General features: G+C 53.6%; 27 protein-coding genes and 1 pseudogene. 6 read left to right on the top strand and 22 right to left on the bottom strand.

The features are described from left to right. Nucleotides 1–3: 3 nt before the first annotated feature. From NQ230_RS03725 to NQ230_RS03620, 22 genes are all read right to left on the bottom strand, one after another. Nucleotides 4–2283, bottom strand: a complete 2280-nt coding sequence (locus NQ230_RS03725) for a phage tail tape measure protein (protein ID WP_257260037.1) — start codon at nucleotides 2281–2283, stop codon at nucleotides 4–6. Continuing rightward, nucleotides 2276–2395, bottom strand: coding sequence for a GpE family phage tail protein (locus tag NQ230_RS03720; protein ID WP_023616176.1), 120 nt, complete (start codon nucleotides 2393–2395; stop codon nucleotides 2276–2278). The genes NQ230_RS03725 and NQ230_RS03720 overlap by 8 nt, the downstream gene beginning before the upstream one ends. A gap of 32 nt (nucleotides 2396–2427) precedes the next feature. Next, complete coding sequence (locus tag NQ230_RS03715; protein ID WP_029741760.1) at nucleotides 2428–2736, bottom strand: phage tail assembly protein; 309 nt, start codon at nucleotides 2734–2736, stop codon at nucleotides 2428–2430. Between the two features lie 56 nt (nucleotides 2737–2792). After that, entirely contained in the window at nucleotides 2793–3311 is a 519-nt protein-coding gene (locus tag NQ230_RS03710; RefSeq protein ID WP_023309235.1) for a phage major tail tube protein, read from the bottom strand. Nucleotides 3312–3322: 11 nt separating this feature from the next. Then, nucleotides 3323–4510, bottom strand: a complete 1188-nt coding sequence (locus NQ230_RS03705) for a phage tail sheath protein (protein WP_257260033.1) — start codon at nucleotides 4508–4510, stop codon at nucleotides 3323–3325. 124 nt (nucleotides 4511–4634) lie between these two features. Then, nucleotides 4635–5156, bottom strand: a complete 522-nt coding sequence (locus NQ230_RS03700; protein ID WP_159514938.1) for a tail fiber assembly protein — start codon at nucleotides 5154–5156, stop codon at nucleotides 4635–4637. After that, nucleotides 5153–6715: a phage tail-collar fiber domain-containing protein gene (locus tag NQ230_RS03695; RefSeq protein ID WP_257260032.1), complete on the bottom strand. Its 1563-nt coding sequence runs from the start codon at nucleotides 6713–6715 to the stop codon at nucleotides 5153–5155. The genes NQ230_RS03700 and NQ230_RS03695 overlap by 4 nt, the downstream gene beginning before the upstream one ends. An 11-nt stretch (nucleotides 6716–6726) precedes the next feature. Continuing rightward, nucleotides 6727–7257: a phage tail protein I gene (locus NQ230_RS03690; protein ID WP_063144858.1), complete on the bottom strand. Its 531-nt coding sequence runs from the start codon at nucleotides 7255–7257 to the stop codon at nucleotides 6727–6729. Continuing rightward, nucleotides 7250–8158: a baseplate assembly protein gene (locus tag NQ230_RS03685; RefSeq protein ID WP_257260026.1), complete on the bottom strand. Its 909-nt coding sequence runs from the start codon at nucleotides 8156–8158 to the stop codon at nucleotides 7250–7252. The genes NQ230_RS03690 and NQ230_RS03685 overlap by 8 nt, the downstream gene beginning before the upstream one ends. 5 nt (nucleotides 8159–8163) lie before the next feature. Next, nucleotides 8164–8514 (bottom strand): GPW/gp25 family protein, encoded by a 351-nt coding sequence (locus tag NQ230_RS03680; protein ID WP_257260025.1) that lies wholly within the window; start codon nucleotides 8512–8514, stop codon nucleotides 8164–8166. Then, nucleotides 8511–9152, bottom strand: a complete 642-nt coding sequence (locus NQ230_RS03675; protein ID WP_047646380.1) for a phage baseplate assembly protein V — start codon at nucleotides 9150–9152, stop codon at nucleotides 8511–8513. Before NQ230_RS03675 ends, NQ230_RS03680 begins: the two co-directional genes overlap by 4 nt. A 112-nt stretch (nucleotides 9153–9264) precedes the next feature. Continuing rightward, entirely contained in the window at nucleotides 9265–9732 is a 468-nt protein-coding gene (locus NQ230_RS03670; protein WP_219321469.1) for a phage tail protein, read from the bottom strand. Then, on the bottom strand, nucleotides 9695–9940 hold the full coding sequence (gene lysC, locus NQ230_RS03665; RefSeq protein WP_255642687.1) for an Rz1-like lysis system protein LysC: 246 nt from the start codon (nucleotides 9938–9940) through the stop codon (nucleotides 9695–9697). The genes NQ230_RS03670 and lysC overlap by 38 nt, the downstream gene beginning before the upstream one ends. Further along, the gene (gene lysB, locus NQ230_RS03660; RefSeq protein WP_257260022.1) at nucleotides 9828–10253 is read right to left on the bottom strand and encodes an Rz-like lysis system protein LysB; all 426 of its coding nucleotides are present in this window, start codon (nucleotides 10251–10253) and stop codon (nucleotides 9828–9830) included. The genes lysC and lysB overlap by 113 nt, the downstream gene beginning before the upstream one ends. Then, nucleotides 10250–10759 carry a lysozyme gene (locus tag NQ230_RS03655; protein ID WP_257260020.1) on the bottom strand — a complete coding sequence of 170 codons (510 nt, stop codon included), beginning with the start codon at nucleotides 10757–10759 and terminating at the stop codon, nucleotides 10250–10252. The genes lysB and NQ230_RS03655 overlap by 4 nt, the downstream gene beginning before the upstream one ends. Next, complete coding sequence (locus NQ230_RS03650) at nucleotides 10743–10964, bottom strand: phage holin family protein (protein WP_029741404.1); 222 nt, start codon at nucleotides 10962–10964, stop codon at nucleotides 10743–10745. The genes NQ230_RS03655 and NQ230_RS03650 overlap by 17 nt, the downstream gene beginning before the upstream one ends. Further along, nucleotides 10955–11158 carry a tail protein X gene (locus NQ230_RS03645; protein WP_023309248.1) on the bottom strand — a complete coding sequence of 68 codons (204 nt, stop codon included), beginning with the start codon at nucleotides 11156–11158 and terminating at the stop codon, nucleotides 10955–10957. Before NQ230_RS03645 ends, NQ230_RS03650 begins: the two co-directional genes overlap by 10 nt. A 179-nt stretch (nucleotides 11159–11337) precedes the next feature. Beyond that, entirely contained in the window at nucleotides 11338–11778 is a 441-nt protein-coding gene (locus tag NQ230_RS03640) for a DinI-like family protein (protein WP_257260019.1), read from the bottom strand. A 109-nt stretch (nucleotides 11779–11887) separates the two neighbouring features. Next, nucleotides 11888–14077 (bottom strand): replication endonuclease, encoded by a 2190-nt coding sequence (locus NQ230_RS03635; protein WP_257260018.1) that lies wholly within the window; start codon nucleotides 14075–14077, stop codon nucleotides 11888–11890. A gap of 1 nt (nucleotide 14078) precedes the next feature. Then, complete coding sequence (locus NQ230_RS03630) at nucleotides 14079–14300, bottom strand: TraR/DksA family transcriptional regulator (protein ID WP_257260017.1); 222 nt, start codon at nucleotides 14298–14300, stop codon at nucleotides 14079–14081. Further along, nucleotides 14300–14527 carry a DUF2732 family protein gene (locus NQ230_RS03625; protein ID WP_257260016.1) on the bottom strand — a complete coding sequence of 76 codons (228 nt, stop codon included), beginning with the start codon at nucleotides 14525–14527 and terminating at the stop codon, nucleotides 14300–14302. The genes NQ230_RS03630 and NQ230_RS03625 overlap by 1 nt, the downstream gene beginning before the upstream one ends. 68 nt (nucleotides 14528–14595) lie before the next feature. Beyond that, the gene (locus NQ230_RS03620; protein WP_257260015.1) at nucleotides 14596–14934 is read right to left on the bottom strand and encodes a DUF5347 domain-containing protein; all 339 of its coding nucleotides are present in this window, start codon (nucleotides 14932–14934) and stop codon (nucleotides 14596–14598) included. Between the two features lie 228 nt (nucleotides 14935–15162). Between NQ230_RS03620 and NQ230_RS03615 the strand changes: the two genes are divergently transcribed. The 6 genes and pseudogenes from NQ230_RS03615 (at nucleotide 15163) to NQ230_RS03590 (ending at nucleotide 19574) form a co-directional block, all read left to right on the top strand. Next, on the top strand, nucleotides 15163–15738 hold the full coding sequence (locus tag NQ230_RS03615) for a phage repressor protein CI (RefSeq protein WP_159514949.1): 576 nt from the start codon (nucleotides 15163–15165) through the stop codon (nucleotides 15736–15738). Nucleotides 15739–15819: 81 nt separating this feature from the next. Then, a pseudogene (locus tag NQ230_RS03610) lies at nucleotides 15820–16299 on the top strand (tyrosine-type recombinase/integrase); the annotation flags it as partial. Further along, the gene (locus tag NQ230_RS03605) at nucleotides 16293–17315 is read left to right on the top strand and encodes a hypothetical protein (RefSeq protein ID WP_257260012.1); all 1023 of its coding nucleotides are present in this window, start codon (nucleotides 16293–16295) and stop codon (nucleotides 17313–17315) included. The pseudogene NQ230_RS03610 and the gene NQ230_RS03605, both read left to right, overlap by 7 nt. A 406-nt stretch (nucleotides 17316–17721) precedes the next feature. Next, on the top strand, nucleotides 17722–17937 hold the full coding sequence (locus NQ230_RS03600) for a hypothetical protein (RefSeq protein WP_257260011.1): 216 nt from the start codon (nucleotides 17722–17724) through the stop codon (nucleotides 17935–17937). Nucleotides 17938–18382: 445 nt separating this feature from the next. Then, the gene (locus NQ230_RS03595; RefSeq protein WP_257260010.1) at nucleotides 18383–18838 is read left to right on the top strand and encodes a SymE family type I addiction module toxin; all 456 of its coding nucleotides are present in this window, start codon (nucleotides 18383–18385) and stop codon (nucleotides 18836–18838) included. Nucleotides 18839–19082: 244 nt separating this feature from the next. Next, the gene (locus NQ230_RS03590; protein ID WP_023309259.1) at nucleotides 19083–19574 is read left to right on the top strand and encodes an Hcp family type VI secretion system effector; all 492 of its coding nucleotides are present in this window, start codon (nucleotides 19083–19085) and stop codon (nucleotides 19572–19574) included. Nucleotides 19575–19577 lie beyond the last annotated feature (3 nt).

The raw sequence follows: 19577 nt of genomic DNA, 5'->3' as shown, positions 1-19577 counted from the left end.
TCCTCAAACATACATAAAGCTGGATTGCCGCTGTCTCGCTTTATCACGTTCACTGTTTTCGATTTCCTCCCGGATTTGACGCGTCAGATCCGTTCCGGAGGCCGTGCCCCCCTGCAGCGTGATGTGATATTCGCTTTTACTCTGATCGACGTAAGAGCGTCCTCCAGTAGCGATGGTCGGCTGATACCCCAGGCTGCCGCCAGAGATTCCCGCGCCTGGACTAGACGAGCTGCCCGCAGGAGAGGAAGCCGCTTCTGCTTTTGCCGCAGCGGCGTCGAGATCGCCCGACTCGTTTTTGATAAGACCGAGTTTCTCCAGTAGCCAGCTGGCCTTGCCGCTCAGGCTGTTAAAGAGATCAAGCGGGGCCATTAACGCATCGCCCAGCGCCTGACCAAAAATCACGCCAGCGTTTTTACAGCCATCCAGCGTTTCCTGCGTCGCCTTGATCGGCGTGATTAAGTCGGTGAACCATTGCCAGATACCGCCCAGCTTCTCCGAGATAGCGTCAAATACCGCCATCACCGGTGAGAACAGCGCACCCAGCGGTGCGAAAGCCGTCGAAAGTCCTTCCATCACCCCGCCAAAGAAGGCGCTGATGGGCTCCCAGTATTTAAAAATCAGTAAGGCACCGGCAGCAATCGCCGCGCCAAGGGCAATCACCGGCCAGCTAAGGGCACCCAGCACCGTCATGATGGCGCCGCCCACCACGCTGAATACCGTTCCCAACATCCCGGCCGCGGTAATAACCATATTGACGCCCGTCAGAACCGGGCCGACAACCGTACCTACGCCACCCAGTACGCCAGAGAACGCCTGGGCGCCGACAACGATGCTGGCGAGGGTCTGCGTCAGCTCAGGGTTGGCATTCACCCAAAGAGAGGCCGTGCCAAGCCAGCCGGTTGCGGTTGTTATCAGGTTGCGCAGAGCGCCATCCGCTTTATCAAATACATCAATCTTCAACCCGTTCCACGCGGCCTGGAATCGGTTGATATCGCCGTCAAGATTGTCGGTCTGCACGGACGCCGCAATCGCGGTACTGCCTTTTGCCTCCTGCAACTGCTGGCGTTTTTCATCAAGCGATCCATCACCCGCAGCGGAAGCCAGCGCCCCCGCGGCTTTTATGGCATCCGGAGTCTGAACATGGCGCAACATCGCGCTGAGCGCGTCCCCGGCGGCGGCGCCTTTCATCCCTTTTTCCGCCAGAACGCCCAGCAGCGCGGTGGTCTCTTCAAGCCCCATACCGGATGTACCCGCAGCGGGCGCAGCGGAGGTGACGGCCGCCACCATCTCAGCGAGGCTGGTATTTGAAGAGGTAGAACCGCGCGTAAGCACATCTGCGATGCGTCCCGCGTCCGTATCGGCCAGGCTATACGCGGCCTGCGTGCTGGCGATCATATCGGCCGCTTTTGCCGCGTCGACATTCCCCGCCAGGCTGAGGTTGACCGTTGGCGCGGTGGCCGCAAGCAGCCCATCGGCGTCATAGCCTGAACGAGTCAGTTCGGATTGTGCCCGGAGGACCGTATCTGCAGGTACGCCGGTCCTGGCACTGACCTCCCGCGCCTGCTGGCGAATCGCCTCAAGCCGGGGATCCCCCTTCGCCAGGCCAAGGTTTGCCTGAATGGCCGACATCTGCTTTTCAAAGCTGATGCCTGGCGCCATAAACCGGGACGTCTGTTCAAAGCCCGCTTTTGCGATACCCAGGCCCGCATTCGCAAGCTGACCCACCCGCGCGGTAACGCGTTTGCCTGACTCGTAGCGATTCTGAACGGTACTCAGCCGCTCCTGCTGCTGATTGACGCGGGCCAGCGCATCACGCTGTCGGTTAAGCTGCTGCGTTTTTTCGCTGATGTGCGTTCGTAAACGACGCTCATCAGACGAGAGCGTGCGCGTGTTGACTCCCGCCTGAGCGAGTTCAGTGCGCTGACGCTGTACCGAGTAGCGTAAGCTGTTGTACTCAAGCTTAAGGTCGGCCGCCGATTTTCGGGCTGCTGTCAGCGCATCAGCCTGTGCCTGGGTGGGGTTTTGCGTGTTTTTAAGCTGCACCGCCAGCGCCGCTGCCTGCTGTTTCGCCTGAGCAAGCGACTGCTCCGTCACGGCGAGCTGGGCGTTTGCTTTCCTGAAGCCGTTAATACGCCCCGCCTGCTCATCGAGCGCCCCCAGCGCCGTCTGCGCCTCGCGGATATCGCTCGCGAGAGTGAGGCTGGCGTTCTGGAGAGCGTTAAGCGGTCGGGTTGCCCGGTCGACTGCCTTAAGCAGCTCCTGAAGACTGACATTATTACTCATGGTGGTTTCCGCTTCGCTGCAGCGCTTTTTCGCGCCATAAGAGGAGTTCGGTCACGCTAAGGGAGTACAGTTCTGACGGCGGCCAGTGAAAGATCACCGCGATATCCGCCATCAGATCGTCGACCGACACATTTTCGGGAAACTTCAGCGAGCCGAAGCCGGTGACAAAAAACCGATCACCTTACCTGCAAAAGAGAGCAGATCGCAGGCATCCAGGCGCGCAACCTCATGCTCGGTCAGCGCCGGCGAGGTCATTCGCGGCAGCACCTTAATCAGCGCATCGACGTCAGATTGCGCCAGCGACGCCAGCGATACGCCGCGCAGGGTTCCCGCATTGGGTTTAGACACCGTCACCTTTTCAATTTTTTGCTCGCCGCGCTGAACGGGGCTATCAAGCGTGACGATATGTGGGTTTTCACTTTCGTTCATGGCGGTCTCGTTGATATTTTCCATTTCGTTACTCTTCAGAAAGTTAATTCACCGGCCGGTAATCCCGGCCGGTTAAAGGGTTACAGGCCGATGGCCTTACGGTGCTCTGCCAGGCGATCGACGCCATCGACTTTGAGCACCATGTTGATGATGTCGATTTCGATGATCTCTTTGCCATCAATGGTCAGCTGGTAGTAAGCGCACTCGGTGGACATCTTGGTGGTGCCGCTCTCGCCCTGCTTGTTTTCACCGCCATCAAACTCTTTATGACGGCCGCGCATGACGATTTCGACGGCGGAGATTTCGCCGGTATCATCGCGCTGATAAGAGCCGGTAAAGCGCAGAGGCACGCTGTCAGCGCCCGGAGAGGCGTACTGCGCCCACAGCGCGGCATCCGGCAGACCGCCAACGGTCCACTCCAGCGCCAGGGCGTCATCGTCCAGGCCGAGGTCGACAGAAACCGAGCCCGGCATACCGCCGCCGCGATACTTCTCCAGCTTGCGGGTAAGCTTCGGTAGGGTCACAGACTCAACAACGCCCATATAGCTCAGGCCATCGTTGAACATATTCAGGTATTTAAGTTTGCGTGGTAACGCCATGCTTCAGCTCCTTAGCTGTTAACCGAATCTGACAGGTCTGCCAGATAGGTGTCGGTGATGCGCTGGCGCAGGGTCAGATTTTCCAGCGGCGGGACAGGGGTGTAGTCGTAATCGATATACAGTTTCCCCGCTTTCAGGGTTGATGCATCGTTCGACTCAGGGTCATACCAGCAGGAGCCGTCGACGATATAGCCGTTGGTTTTCAGCTCGCGGAACTTGGCGTTAATACCGGAGACGATGTCGCGGATAAGCGTTGGCGTGATGGGTTTATCCATCGCCCACGCGTGCGCTTCCGCCATGGTATCGGCAAGCACCTGTGCGGTACGGGTGTAGTTTTCAAAGACGAATAACGGATCGTCTGAGCAGGTACGGTTACCCCAGAATTTGAAGCCGTCGTTGCGAATCAACGTGGTAACGCCAGCCTGGTTGAGGAGGTTCGCATCGGTAGCCTGTTCCTGCAGATCCCAGGAGACAGAGGCGCTTACGCCCGTAACGCCGTTAACGCCAACGTTTGACAGGGTTTTATGCCAGCCGATTGTCTGGTCGATTTTGGCGCGCAGGCCAAGCGCACGGGCGGTAGCCCAGGCCGTCGTCGTTGCGTTCGTGGTGGTATCCCATGCCAGAAAATCAGGATGGATAATCATCAGCTCGCGCTGGCTGAAGTTTTTGCGGTAGTTGATCGCCTCAGGAATGGTTTTACAGCCCCACGCGCTGACATAGCCGAACGCGCGCAGGCTCTGGCACATGGCGGCCAGCGCGGTCGCCACTTCCTGAGAGTCCAGCCCCGGCACGCCGAGAATACGCGGCTTAACGCCGGTTACCGTTTTCGCGGTCAAAAGCGCCTTCAGGCCGGTGTACTTACCGTTTTCATCGGTGGTACCGATGATGTTGGAAACGGTCTGCTTGCGCGCCTCTTCCGGGGTTTCCGCGGTGCCTTCGGCCACACGAACAACAACGACAACCGGTTTGCACTGGTCGGCGATCGCCTGCAGAGAAGCGGACAGCGTCCCCGCCTTACCGGCTTTCGCAATCGCGTTTTGCACGTTGGTAATGAGCACGGGCTCGTTTAAAGGAAATGTCTTGTCGTCAGCATCGCTGGCCGTACAGACCATGCCGATGATTGCCGTCGAGACGGTGGAAATGGTGCGGGTGCCATCGTTGATTTCGATAACTTCCACGCCGTGGTGATAGTCGCCCATCCGGTTAACTCCTTCGTTTAGTGGTGAGGCTATTGTCTGTGGAGCGCGCGATTGATGCGACGTATTGGGGTTGGGGAAAGGATTACACAACAAACGAAAAACCCTCCGGATGGAGGGTTTGGGGTCAGGCAGGACGTTCTGGCCATTCAATCTCTGGTGACATGCTGAGATCCAGCCGGTTTAGCATCACCCGATAGCGTTTCCAGAGTAACAGCATGGCAGCTTCCTCGTCTGCTGCGATACCGAGATCGGAGGCATCCTGGAGGGGGGCAATAACATCCGAAGCTTCGGCAAGCAATTCACCTCTTCTGGTTTCCGCCTGTTGAATTAATTCCTCTCGGGTCAACTGGCGTGGAATAATTTTAGTGCCATTCCATACCCACTCGCCGTGTATATTCAGCCCTTCTGGCACGTCTGTTTGATCAACTTCGGAAACTGACATACCCAGAGGAAAGAGGCGATCAACCTGATTACTGAAAGAGCGAATAATATTATTTTTGTCGTAGCAAATCTTTAGGGTGTCGGCCTGAAAGCGTGACATATGGTAATACCAGTCAAGCCCCTCATCTGACTGAAGAAATATAGCGTTAAACAAGAAGTCTTTAAATTCTGGTTCATACTGAACGAAATTTTTAAGTGTAATCATGCTGTATGACCTACAGTAATCCATCCGATATTAGACATGTACTTCTGAATTGGGCGGTAGAAAATAGTATCCCCGCCGGGGTTTTGACCTTCAGCATTCCACCCCGTCATTGCGCAGCCAGCAGGTACCCGCTGCCAACCGTTTTGCGTAATAATAAATGCCCCCTCCGCCCCCATTGCGACATCACGGACAAAGTATTGCAGCGTCCAGTCCTGTCGTGCATAAGGGCTTAAATCCTGCTGAGGGGGTGGATTATTTGATGAGTAAACTCGTACTCTGCCACCAGATTCAAATACACCTTGCCCTGAATAGATATTTCCACTGTTCGCAATCGCGCCATCTGAAGCAACTGTTGCAAGAAGATGATTGTTGAGCCATATAGCAAATCCGGTGGTATCGGTGCCTCCCCCTCTCGTCAGGCCGATGGCCATTGAATTGTCATACCATTCAAACACCGCGCCAGAGACAATCCCACCCGCACCAGGCTGAGCACTTACAAGTGTCGCAGTGTTTCTTTCAGTTGGCAGCGTGCCCACACTGCTAAACCTGAATGTGCCGTTATAACCTCCGCCATTCGCTGACACCGCGCCAACTTCGTCAGGGGTGGGTTTATTTACGGCATCATACTGTTTTGTCCATGGTGACCACGTACCGCTGTACAGCGTGCGGATATATGAACGAGATCCAACATATATTCGGTAAACCTGTGTAATACCTGCGTGTTTAAAGATCTCAAGCGCCCCGGCAACAGCCTCAGGATAGTTTTTCCCGGTTTGCGCCTGCGCGTTTGAGGGTTGATAATACAGTCCCGGTGTGGTGTAGGCATTCAGATCAGCAGTATTACCGATTTCCACAGCCTGAAAATTAAAAATATCCTGGGCGGTAATACTGATATCTTCCGTCAGAGTATGTCCGTTAACCTTTCTTCCTGATGGCACACGACCATTAGCATTATCATTAGCAGCCTTTACCGCCTTCGGCGTCGCAGCCAGCACTTCTGAAGAACTGTCAGTCGCACTACTAAGCTGGGTAAATCCTTTAGCCGTTAGCGTGGCATCAGGATGGCGGCGAGACTGTTCATGATCTTCGAACTTCTCATCCACGTACTCCTGGGTCGCCATTACCGTAGACGTATCTATAGAGAGCTCGACAGAGGCAATATCACTGACCATGATCACCATTCTCACGGTCTGCGCACGCCCAGATCCCTCATCTAACAACGGCTTATAACTTTCCGCCATGTTCCCGACTGCGAGCAGTGTCCCCGTGTCATCATAGAGACCCATTTCTCGCATCCAGAAACCACCGGTTTCTGGAGGAATGAGAAGTTCGGCAATCACATAGTTACGCTTTTTATTGTCCTGGCTGATTTTATTCAGCGCGTGGCGCCAGACTTCATTCACCAGCTTCGTCTGCCCGGCATCTGGCACCGGCAACGTGCCCCCACCATCGCCGACCGCCATCGCCGTAAAATTCACTTTCTTCCCGTTCGGGACGGTCGCTGCTGCCAGTTTTTCGGCACCGGCTTTGGTGATAACCGTTTTATATTTCACTGTCATTGTGCTCTCACTTATCCGGGATAAACCGTGATGATGTCGCCGTCATAGCTCAGGGCCCCGGTATAGAGATAACCCGGAATGTCCTGGATGATATTCAGGCCAATAAGGTGGCGGCTGGCAGGCTTTGCATCAGCAATAAGCCTCTCCATTTCGTAATACATTTCCTCGGTGATGCCCGTGTCCAACACGCCGATATCAAGGCGGAAGGTGCCGGGGGGATCGTTGGTTTGCCACCACTCGGTGACGTTAATCAGATAGCCAAGTGGCTCCACCACGCGGCGCACGGCGCCAATCGTTCCCTTGTGGGCATGAATAAACCACGCCGCGCGGATGACATCTCGCTTGGTGGCCTCTGGCCAGTTCTCATCCCAGCGGTCAACCGAAAACGCCCACGCCAGCCAGGGCAGCAGATTCGCCGGGCAGGTGTCAGCACTCCAGAGATGGCGCAGCGGAACGGGCGTATTTTCGATGTCCGCGCAGGCGCGTGCCGCCGCCACCTCAAGCGGCGACGAACCAACAGGTAGAAGTCGGGTATTACTCATCGCTTCCCCCCACGGTTACGCTGTAGTGGCTGCACCATGAGGCCTGAGTTTCATTAAGCACGATGTCAGCCGCGGGTGCGGTGAGTTCCACGCGCTGCACCCCTTCAACGTGAAGGGCGGCGTAAATGGCGGACTTGCGGATATCGCGTCCAAGCCGATGCTGGGCCGTGATATAGGCCTGTAGCCGGGCCCTTGCCGCGTTGAGTACCGGCTCACTTTCGGGACCGGGAAATAGGAAAAGCGATGCTTCAATGCTGTAGTCAACTATTTTGGCCGACTGGACGGTGACGCGGTCGGCGACAGGCCTGACGTCCTCATCGTTCAGCGCATTGCGAACAACGGTGAGCAGCTCCCCGGACGCCACGCCGTTATTCTCCCGGGAAAGCACGGAGACCGTGACGTTTGCGGGCTGTGGGCTAATTACGGAAATGTCAGCTACCCGACCATCTGCACTCCGACCATGAAACTGATACGCGCCCGTCGAACCGGCCACGCTAAGCCCTTCCGGCGCCTGCTGGATGCGCAGACGAAAATCGGTATCGGACTCCATCACAGCCGGAGTGGGGGGGAACGTGGTGTCATCGGCAGGGGTAATGACCAGACGCGCAAGGTTAGCGTTTGCCCCAATCTGGTCAAGATCGCTGCCTGCGGCATAGGCCAACATAACCGCACGCGCAGCCTCATTAACCCGCTGGCGCCAGATAACTTCCCGGTAGGCGTTTTCCTGCAGCAGCTTCGCAATCGGCTCGGATTCCAGGGTCAGCGTCCGTGCAATCGCCTCTCGCTCCTCTTCCGGATAGAGGGAGACAAAAGTGGCCTTTCGTTCTGCCAACAGCGTTTCATAATCCACCTCCTCCACGACATCAGGCGCGGCGAGCTGGCTCAGATCAACAATAGCCATAGCGTTTAACTCAGTGAAATGGTGATAGAAAAGGATTGTCCGGAGGTCGGGCGCGTGCCGGTGATATCGACATACAACGTCCCGTCGTTCTCCGAACGCTCGAAAGTGATGGCCGTCAGGCTTATCCGCGGCTCCCATTTCTGGATGGCGGAATAGCATGCGGCCATGATTTGCAGACGCAGCGCCGGACTCTGCGGTCTGTCTATCATCGCCGCCAGCAGCGAGCCGTATTCCCGCCGCATGACCCGCGAACCGATCGGCGTAACCAGAATGTCGCGCACGCTTTGCCGGATGTGTTCAGCCTCTGAAATGCTCAGCCCGGTCTGCCTGTTCATCCCCCTGTAACGCACCGTCATTGTGTCCCCTTAGTCCAGCTTCCGCCGCTTTGCACACTGCCGTGCGCGTGGTTGTCCACCTGCACCCCGTTGGAGGTGAATTTACCGCCGGAATGCTCAATATTTCCGGCCATCACGCCGCCCTTCTGCACTTCAAGAGAGGCAGTAATTAACTTGTTGGTACACACCACTTCAGGCGTATCCAGCGTGATGCGGGACGTTGACGTCACCCGCACCTCCGGCACGGTGGCGGTCAGCGATTCAGAGGCGGTAATATCGGCCGTTTTAATGCCAGCAACCGTCAGCGCCCCGCGCCCGGGTTCGTACTCAATCACCGCGCCGTCAGGGAACGAGACGTGGAACGCGTCAGGCGACCCGGACGGCGCCGGATGGTCGTCAGAGAAAATGCCGGGCAGCACAAAGGCGGTATCAAGCTCGCCGCCGATGGCCAGCAGCAGCACCTGCTCTCCCTCGGAAGGAGCCCACCACACGCGCGAACGTCCCGCACGACAGGTTAGCCAGTTCAGCCAGGTGGTTTTCATCCCGCCGGTCTGGACACGACAAAGCCCTCTGTTGAGGTCAACATCGGTCACAACACCGATACGAATCAGATTGCGGATCGCGCGAGCGATGCCGTTCATGGAAGTTAATGTATTCATGAGAAGAGAATGCCGTTCAGGAAGAACGGCAGCAACGAGACGGGGTTTTCTGCGGGATGATACAACAAGCAGTCCAGACAGCAGGCGGCAGGCGGCCTTCAGCGCGGGGAACTTAGTCCTCCCACTGGCTGACCAGCTCGCCGTTGATGTACAGCGCCTTCGGCCGCGTGACGGGCTCCGGCAGTGGCGGCTCGGGGGAATACGTCGCGTGCAGAGCGCCCTGATCCTGAGAAACAAGAATACGCTCGGTTAATTGCACGCTGATGGTGATATCCATCGTATCGTCATCGTTTAAGACGATCGCGAAGGTGTAACCGTTTTTGCGTCCTTCATCGAGGGTAAAAATATCCGGCTGGTTTTCCCGAAGCCAGGCCAGTACCGGGACGAAAAAACCATCGCTGTCGCCGGTGAAGCCGCTGACCTTCGCGTTCAGCGCATACCGCTTTTCAAAGGAGAGCGAGGAGGCCAGTCGGGCGTCAATATTGCCGCCTCCGACCGACATCTGCAGGCGCTCCGGGTTGGCATTGAGTTGGGGGATCGCGTCAATTAATGCCTGACGCAGGCTCTTGAGTTTGTGCATCGAGTTTATCCTGACAGTCTTTGATGGTTTCAACCTGCAGCGCGCAGGCGATAAGGGCGTATTCCAGCCTGCGAATATCCGCGCTGAGATCGCCGTTAGTGGCGGGCTCGCTTCCCGGCATCGGGCAGCGGCTCACCTTCGGGCAGGCGTTGTAAACAATGGGCTGCGGAGGCGCAGGCGGTACGGGTGTGCAACCTGCGGACAGCATCAGGCAGCTGAGCGGTATACCAGCGGCGTAACGCTTCATTTTCATTGAGTAATCTCCCGATAGTCGCTTCCCGTCTTGCCCTCTCCTCGCCCGCGGTAACAAGCTCCTCACGGAGCCTGACCTGGGCGTTTTCATTTGCTCTGGCCATCCGCTGCGACAGGGACAGCTGCTGGTTAAGCGTGGCGAGGGCCGTTTTTTGCTCGCTGGCGACCCGCTTAGCCGTGGCTAAGGAACGGGACAGGTTCAGGTTGTCATGACGAAGCCACAGCGTGATGGCCAACAGCCCGGCCAGCGCCAGCATGAGGGTTCTCATGGCAGCCCCTTCATGCACCAGGCCTTCTCGCGGACGCGACGATTTTCCAGCCCGGCATTTTTGACGCCGTTGACGTACACCCAGCGGGTAAGCTGCCCGCATGCCTGCGACCACTGTTTACGTTTGATAAACGACACCAGCGTCGAACGGCAGGCGGCACCTGCACCGACATTAAAGGTAAAACTCACCAGCGCGTCGTAGACCCGGGGCGGCATCTCAACCGGCGCACACGCCGCCAGACGCCCTTCAACGTTGAGCACATCAGCAACCAGGTTTACCGCAGCCTCACGCTCGTTAATGTCCCGCGTCGGCACAACGTTTACCGTGTGCCCAATGCCTGACGTCCATACGCCGGCGCTACACCGGTAGGGCGAAAGGCGACATCCTTCGAGATCGGCAATCAACGCCAGTCCCTCCGGGGACGTTTTCAGTAATCGAAAATCAGGCATCAGCACCGCCAGGGCCAGCACGCCGGCGACGCTGCAACGCTTAATGATTGAGTTCACGAATGCTCTTCTTATCGAGGCCCAGAGACTGGAGATAGCGCCAGGTTTTTCGCTTAAACCAGTAATTCGTCAGCGCGGTAAAAATGGCGCAAAGACTCCCCACGTACAGCGCGACTTTTTCAGGAGACATCGCCCCGAACCAGGCCAGCGCCACGGCCAGCCAGTAGGCGATAAACGTGGTGATTTTCTCCAGGCTCAGTCCCATAGGTTTACGGATTCTTTTGTGGGGGCGCTATTCACCTCCGGCATCTCTACCGGCGTGCCGTGAGGCAAGATAACGCCTAACTCCGCGAGGCCAGGATTGGCCTTCAGAACGGCTTCCACGACGCCAGCCGTGCGCCCATAAAAGCGGGCGCAAACGGCATCAAGCGTGTCCCCCTGCATTGCATAGATTTTCATCAGACGCTCCCAACATCCGGTTTCCAGGTACAGTAGAGTTTCCCGGGCCAGCAGGCTTTTCGCTATCGCTGTCGGATGGACAATCGCGGGCACAACAGATCGTCCGCGAGCGGCGAAGCGTGATTCAACGGAAGCGCAAAACAGGAATGAGGATGTTGGTACGGGTGATGACGCCGGGGCTAGCGCCAGCTCTCGTCTTCCCAGACTTCCCGGAGGATAGCGTCCAGCATTTCGCGATCGGCCTCTTTTTCAAGCCCCTGGAGCTCGACCCCCGTCACCGATCCTATTTTCACGTTCACCCGCGATGACGGGAACTGGGATCGTATTCTGCGGGTCAGTTCGCACTGAAAGGCTTCAACGACGGCATGGCCAATCTGCTGATCTTTATCGAGAGTAATGTTCACCCGAACGTTGCCCTCTTTTTTGATTCGTTCCGGAACAGGCGATGCTGAGAACACAACGGTAAATGCGTTGTTCTTGATTAAATTTCCCCGCGCAATCTCAGCAATCAAATTCAGGGCAATCTCACGATCTCTTTCCTGACACGTTCCTTCTGTCGTCAGTCGCGCAATCAGCTCGACTCGTTCAATCATGACCTGCTCGTTCAACTCTCTGTCCACACAACCTCCACCACGAGATACTGTATAAACATACAGTATCACGTATTCATAAAAAGAGTGAAGCGAAAAATCAGAACCCTTCACGGTATGTACATGATATGGATGGAGATTAGCGGGCTCTCTGAGCGAAGAGATCCGTTAAATACCCAATACGTTCAAGGATTTTCCGCGCCTTTTGCTGGTAAGAGCACGGTGCCGGAAATAGCGATCCGTCGGCTGCGCCTCTGCACCATTTATCGTTAAAGCGGCTGATGCCTCCCGCCATTAGATGCAGGGCCTCTCCCCGAGTGATGGCTATCCCGGTGGCGAGTCGTATCTCATCGATCACCTTCTCCGGAACCCCGTTCTGCGGGTCGCTCGCGAAGACGACGGGCGACGACGCGCCAGGGCGGATAAATTTGATGCGTTCGGTTAACGCCCGTCTCGCACGTCGGCTTAGGGGTTGAGAAAGATCGGCCTGCGTACAGTTATTGACAGAACTCCGAGAGGATACGGGCGAATCCTTAAGATCCGCGGCCCGCTTCGGCACAATTTTCCACTGCGTGAGTCGGGTAAAAATCGGGCTGCCCGCGCCAACGGCAGGATCGTACACGCCGCGGATGCGGACCGTTTCCTCGCCGTACTGGTTAAACCCGGCGCGCGGCTCATACAGAGTGCGCACCTGTAAATCATCGCGACGCACAAACGGCCCGCCCTGCGCAGTGACGTAACCCGCCCAGTCCCCGGCATCGGCAGCCTCATGGACGGCGGCAAACTCAACGCTCAGACCGCGCGCGGCTTCGGGATCCGCCAGACGCCGCAGCTCGCGGTAGACCGTTACCGGCGCGCCGCCGATAAACTGAAACTGGCGAATGTGCCAGCGCCCTGCCCAGGCCGACACGGCGGATGCCGTCTCCTTCAGCAGCCCGCCGCTTTCGCTATCGGTCTCGCCAGCGAGCGCATAGCCGTCGATATTCTTTGAGATGTATTTGGCAATATAGCCGGTAGCGCTGCCTTTCTGCGGATCGATCGCTTCCGCGTGAAAGCGCGCCTGTCTGGCGCTTTCGCTCTGCAGCTCAACGGCATCCTCCTGCCGCGCGTAGTCCCCGATAATCTGGCGAACGCATTCGACATCTTCCGGCAGCATAAACATCAGCATGTGCCAGTGGGGCGTACCGTCGTGATGGGGTTCCGCAACGCGGATACCGAAGATTCGGTGCCCGTCACGGTGGAGCTTTGCGCGGATACGCGCCCATAGACGGGTAAAGTAGCCTTGCGTATCCGCCGGACTGGCCCCGTTCCACTTCGCGTTGGGGTAACCTGATTTCAGCGTCGCGTGATACTGCGCGGGCGCGGTTAAAGTATAGAACTCGCCCACATAGCCCAGCGCCTCGCAGATATTTTCAAACCCGCGGATGCGGGTCATCAGTTCACAGCGGCGTATCGCCGGGTTGGCCACCGAGGTATCGTATTTTTCAATCAGGCTGATGCGGTTGCCCTCTTCATCTTCCAACTCCATGCCCTTGAGAAATTCGCGGGTGCGGCGCTTCTGCTCGCGCCACTCGGTCACGCAGCGTTTGCTCGCATACGCCGTTCTCTTTTTGCTGACGTTGCCGAGGGCAATCTGCAAATGCTCGCGCCAGGCAGACGCGATCCGACGCAGCCGCCCGCGCCACCACGCCTCGGAAAACATGCGGATCACCGCCGCGGCAACGTCATCTTTGTCGAAAAACGTCTTCGACACCCGCTCCCAGTGCGGTGGCGACACGTTGAACTGCCGGGCGATCAGCCCGGCGCGCTGATACCAGACGTACAGCGTCTGGTATTCACCCATTTCAGCATCGTTAATATTCGCCAGCTCGCCGCGAATAAAGCTGGCGATATCTGCGGCCAGCAGGTCGATATCCGCGCGGGACATATCCGGAAGGCGGTTATAGCGGGCAACCAGTTCGACCATCCGCGAGGCGAGGTATTGCAGAAGCTGAGTGTCGAAATGACCGTCAAACACGGCCCTGGAGACCTCGTCGTGCAGGCCTGTGCAGGCATAGCGTTCAGAGACCCGCCGCAGGCGGGGTAACATCCTTTTGCAGAAGCGGATCAAAAAGGCGTTGGCCTGCGGGCTGCCCCGATGCTGTTCGAGGGCGTCAACCGTGCGCCAGACCTCGAAGCGTAAGCAGTCGGGCTGCTGTGCGAGAGCATTTCTTGCCTGCAGCAGCGCCGCGAAAAGGCGATCGCGGCGCTGCTGTTGGTCATGGGTGAGATAAGGGCTGCCTATGGCCGACCGCGGGGCATTCCACGGATAAGCAAATGACGTAGCCAACTTATCCTCCCCGGACGTGTTTATTTTTCATCTCCGCGATCTCCTGGCAGGTTACGCACAGGGCCACGCCGGGCACCGCCATGCGGCGCGCCTCCGGTATCGGCGCCTCGCAATCCTCGCAGAGGAAACGCGAAGGCGATGCGGGTCGTCTGCGGGCGCGATTAATGTACCGCTCTCTGTCCTCCTGCTCGCGCCCCTGCGCAAGATCGATAAAATCGGCCATCAGTGCAGCTCCTGTGATTCACGCTCGTAGCGGGCCGCCTCGTGGCACAGCAGTTCGGCAACGTCTTCTCCCCTCATGCCGGTTTTATAGATATGGCTCGCCAGCGCCTCCAGGCGCAGGGAGACAGCGAGAGCTCGCGCGCATCGTTCCTCCGTTTTAGCCTCCATCAGCAGGCGCTTCAGTTCTTCACTTCCAATCGGATAAGGGCGGTTTTCACTGTTTCGCATCACGCGTTCTCCATTATTTCAGGCAATAGGGTGCCCGGCGGGTTTACGCCATTAGGTTTTTGGTTGGGTTATATCGGCATGGTCAGCCGTTCAGGAAATAAACTCACAACAGCACGAAAATGGTTCATGGCGTTAATCAGCGCCCGTTTCTCTTCGGTCGTCAGCTCGCTGATATCGCACTCATGACGGGCGACGGGCAATCTCGCCAGGAAAAAGAGGGCGGCCAGCGCCCTGCTGTTCTCCTCAAAGCAGGGATCGCGCCTATCGCGCATTTCAGCCATAAACCGCGCCAGCTCTTTCCCGCTATCGCTCCCGTATCGGGCGCGCAGCTCAGCGACGTGGTTAAGCCCGTTAAGACGCGCTCCCACGCTAAGTGGAACCCTTGCACGGGCAGCTTCTATCGCCATATCTCCCCTCGCGTAAATTCACGCACGCTAATGTGCTGAAAACGGGCACAGCACGGCTTTTTCCACCGTTTGAGGATTGCGATTTCAGAAGCCATGCTGCATGATTCCCATTTTGATAATGGTCTGCAATCATTAGCCTCTGTTTGCCAACGTCTGCCGCTGATTGCCCGAATTTGTAATGATACTAATACCCAATTGAGTATTAGTAAACACCCAAAGGAATATATTTTGATTTTAGATTCTCAAGTGAATAATGAAGAGTTACTCGATAGAATCTGTCAGGTATATGGTTTCACGCAGAAAATCCAGCTGGCCCGGCACTTCAATATCGCCGCCAGCTCGCTTCAGAACCGCTACGCGCGCGGTACCATCTCTTACGACTTTGCGGTTCAGTGCGCGCTGGACACCGGCGCGAGCCTTCGCTGGCTGATGACCGGGCAAGGTGCGCAGTTTGAAGGTCACCCCGCGCCGGGCGATCCGGTTTCGGTTTCAACGTTCACACTCGGTGATGGAAAGCTGGAAGAAAATACCATTTTGAGTATCGATTCTGCTTTCTTTAGCAAACCGCTGGCGCGCGGCATCGCCGTCCGGGCGGAGGGGAAGCTGCACTTTATTGAAAAAGACGCATCGTTGACCGACGGCCTGTGGCTGGTTGAGATTGAAGGCACCGCCAGCATCCGCGACTTAACGCTGCTGCCGGGTAAAAAGCTCCACGTGGCGGGCGGCAAGGTTCCGTTTGAATGCGGTATCGACGAGATAAAAACGGTGGGTCGCGTGGTGGGGATTTATAGCGAGGTGAGCTGAGGGGGGATCGTGAGAATCCTACTGCCGGTTGGATTTGCGAGCTCTATCCAAACCAACGACCAAATTTCGTAACTGCTCTGAGAGTGTAAACGGCATGACCACCCTGATTTAGAAACCGTGGTAAGAATCTGTCTCGCCACTGGCGCGCGGTGGTCTGAGGCCGAAAACTGAGAAAAAGCCATCACGCGAAATACAAAATCACATACACCAACAAGAAAGGCAGATAAAGCCGTACCGTCCCAATCAGCAAAGAGTTCTATGAGCCTCTGCTTGATGATAAAAAAGGCCCGTTGTTTAGTTTGTTATGGCGCGTTCCGGTCCACTCTGCAAAGAACAGGTATCGAACTATCGGCAGGACAACTTACCCATGTTTTGCGCTATACCTTCGCCAGCCATTTTAAGATGATTGGTGGTAATATTCTTGTCTTACACCGCCTAATTGGACATACAGACATCAAAATGACGATGAGATATGCACATTTTGCCCCAGATCATTTAGAAGACGCAGTAAAATTCAACCCATTGGCTAACCTTACTATTAAGGATGAAATCGTATGTTAGTTATAGACTTTGATGATAACGAAATAGATATCAATGATAAGATAAACTCTTCTTTAAATTTAATCATATCGACTATCATTAACCTAAATATTATAAATCAACTTCATGAGTTTAAAGAAATAAAACACTTACCAGATGAGCTAAATGAATTCCTAACATTCGGCAATATTAATTCCAATTACTACTACTCAGACTCTCTTGAGGAAAAACACCATATAAGCTCAGGGGATTTATTTGGTTTTATAGAACAAGCCTTTGAAAAAAAGAAAATCCCTGCCGAGAGCGACTTAATTCTTGAAGCTTGTAAAGAATCCATTTTAGAGAATTTTATTACTGAGTATGGATACACCACAGTTATAGACAGCGGAATCATTGATGTTTATACAAGAGATATAGAATTGCTTGAAGTTGATTACGCTGAGGTCATCGAGATACTTGATATTTTAAAAGGCAAGTCTAATGAACTGAAAAAGCAAAACATTATCTTACACTCATTTGCTCGAACATTATGTTCATATCTAGATTCACTATCACGAGAGTATCTAGGTGCTCTTTTTTCCAATAACCATTATTTTCTTTGCAAATTAATTCGCGATAAAAAAGATTTTTTAAAAATATCCAATGACAAAACTGCGTCAATTATCACGAGTTCCATACTAGGTAAGAAATTAAAAAATACAATAATAGATTTTTATGGCATTTCTGAAACTGAGAATGAACGTCTTCATAATATTTACCATCCAAAAATTTCAGAGTTAGATAGAATTATAGAAAGCAGAAATGAGATCATGCATAGATTTAAACCTAATAAACAACACTATAATACAATACTATCTAAGTGGGGGTTGTTTGGTAAGTTCTTCAATGAAATCTATGAAGATCATAACTTTGAAAATAGAGAGGGGAAAAACTTTTTATTAAGAAACTGCATTAGTATAATGAGTGAGGTATCACTTGATCATAAATATGTTACTGGAAAATTGATGCAAGTTTATACAGACCACTTTGATATTTAACATAACTAATGCAGCGTTAACTACCATGATTGATTAGTTCAGATTCAGTGGCGATAAAATGGCGAAAAATGGGTAAATATTGGCAAACAGTTGCAATGTATACTATTGATAAACAAAGCAAAAACTGATTTTCGGTTAGCGCTATAGGAACTTATAATCACTTTGTCGCTGGTCCAGTCCAGCTAGAGCCACCAATTTTTAGCCATCTTCTCAGGTGGCTTTTTTATTGGCCATAAGCTGCTAATATCCTTGCCCTGATGCACCATCAGGAGCCCAGGCTGCTGACTTCTTTATACCCTTATACGCTTAATGATCTGCTATGCCTTAGAAAGTTTGGCGAAACGCTATACCCATTTGTCAGAGAGGACTACGACAAAAAATTCTCGAATGGGCAGAGGCGCAGGTCATGGCAGGCGACGAGTCGGAGGCGCTGTTAATCCTTGCCTCGTTAAACCTGGATAAAATCCTGGACAACCGAGCATTGAAAAGATATCTCGATGCTTACCTGCATGAAGCAGGCCTGAACTATCCTGATGAACGGGCCAGTGCGTTAACCTGCCTGAAAATTCAACTCTGGAATCTGGTTCATTGCGAAGATGCAAGGAAAGCAGAGACTCTTTAATATGGATTTGCAGCAGCTTTTCTGGACTCTCCTCCCGGGTTCTTTGCCAGCGTCTGTCGTTATCTGAGTTAGTTGTACTATCATCTTTATGATGATCTAGGTGGGGAATATCAAACATTAGCCTCTGAAATGAGTGCTGACGAGACGTTGTCTTATATAAAAAAACATATCATTTCAGTTTATCGAAAACTAAAAAATGATGACTGGCTGTATGTAATCCTCTCCTGCCTCCTATATTTCTGAATCCAGCTCGCACATTTCAACTTTATCGTATCATTCAATACTGTATTTTTATTCAGCTGGGTATAATGTACTCAGCGTAAACGCCATCCCTGTTAAGGAAGCGATGAAAAGCAGGGTAGATTAATACGACAATAGCTCGCGATATGAAGGTGGTGGAACACCTCCATACCGCTAACCACAAACAACTTAGAAGGAGTTGAATATGGCTGCGATGGATTTTAAGCCAGAGTTTACTGTTTTCAAAAAAAAATCAGACGCTTTTACAACTATAATTGAAAACCGCGATCTGATACGCAAAAACGATACTCGCCGACTTCATGGCAACCGAACTGATGCCGCGCCCGTTCATCCTCGGGCAGAAACACCAGAAGACTGTACAGCCTGCTGTGAGCTCTATTCTCGCGTGGATTGCCACTCTCTTCCCCTAAGTGGCAAGTGGCTATCTAATGCCGGTTTTATTAATGGTATGCCTGTTAAAATTCGGGTCATGAAGGATTGCATTGTCATCACGCCACAACTTACACGTGAATTATGGGGTTGTCTTGAAGGCATGAGCGTGGTCAATATTAACAAACAGAAAGTAGCAACATGGTTGAAGACATTCCCGGGTGCATTGAATGACTTAGGAGATGTCCCCAATATCAAGCGAGACAAATAGCGTTTTCAATAACATCCCGGCCTAATGGCCGGGTTAACATATCTGCTGTTTACATTGAAACATTAGCGAGCCAGGTTTTCGTTAAACATTAACAGAGAGCTCCACACATTCGCCTTGTTAATAAAAAAACATTCCTTATACCATTAATTAATTACCGTATCCTAAAAAAAGAAAAAAGTTACAAATTGAAAAAAGATAATAATGTAACGTATAAATAATTTACCAGCCATTTGGAAACCAACTCATGCCAATTCCAGCTCATTTATTTCTGAAAGACGACGGCGGCGCCCCCATCAAAGGGTCATCTGACGTACAAAATCGCGAAGGCAGTATTGAAGTGATCACCTTTTCGCATGGCCTGCATATCCCTGTAGATGGTAATACAGGAAAACAAACAGGAACACGTGTACACGGTGCTTTTACTATCGGGAAAGAGTTCGATAGCGCCTCGACCTATCTGTACAAAGCCGTATCTACCGGGCAGCTTCTGAAATCAGCGGAGATGAAATGGTACCGTATAAACGATGCAGGTCTGGAAGAGGAATATTTCAATATGTTTTTGGAAAACGTCAAAGTCGTTTCGGTTACACCGGTGATGGCGAACTGTAAAGATCCGCACACCCAGCATCTTAACCATATGGAAATCGTTGAACTACGCTACGAGAAAATCACCTGGAAATTTGTCGATGGCAATCTCATTCACTCTGATTCATGGAATGAAAGAACTACAGCCTAGCGG

It is taken from the genome of Enterobacter asburiae, assembly GCF_024599655.1.
GTDB classification, from domain to species: Bacteria; Pseudomonadota; Gammaproteobacteria; order Enterobacterales; family Enterobacteriaceae; genus Enterobacter; species Enterobacter asburiae_D.
This window is presented reverse-complemented; position numbering and strand designations above follow the sequence as displayed.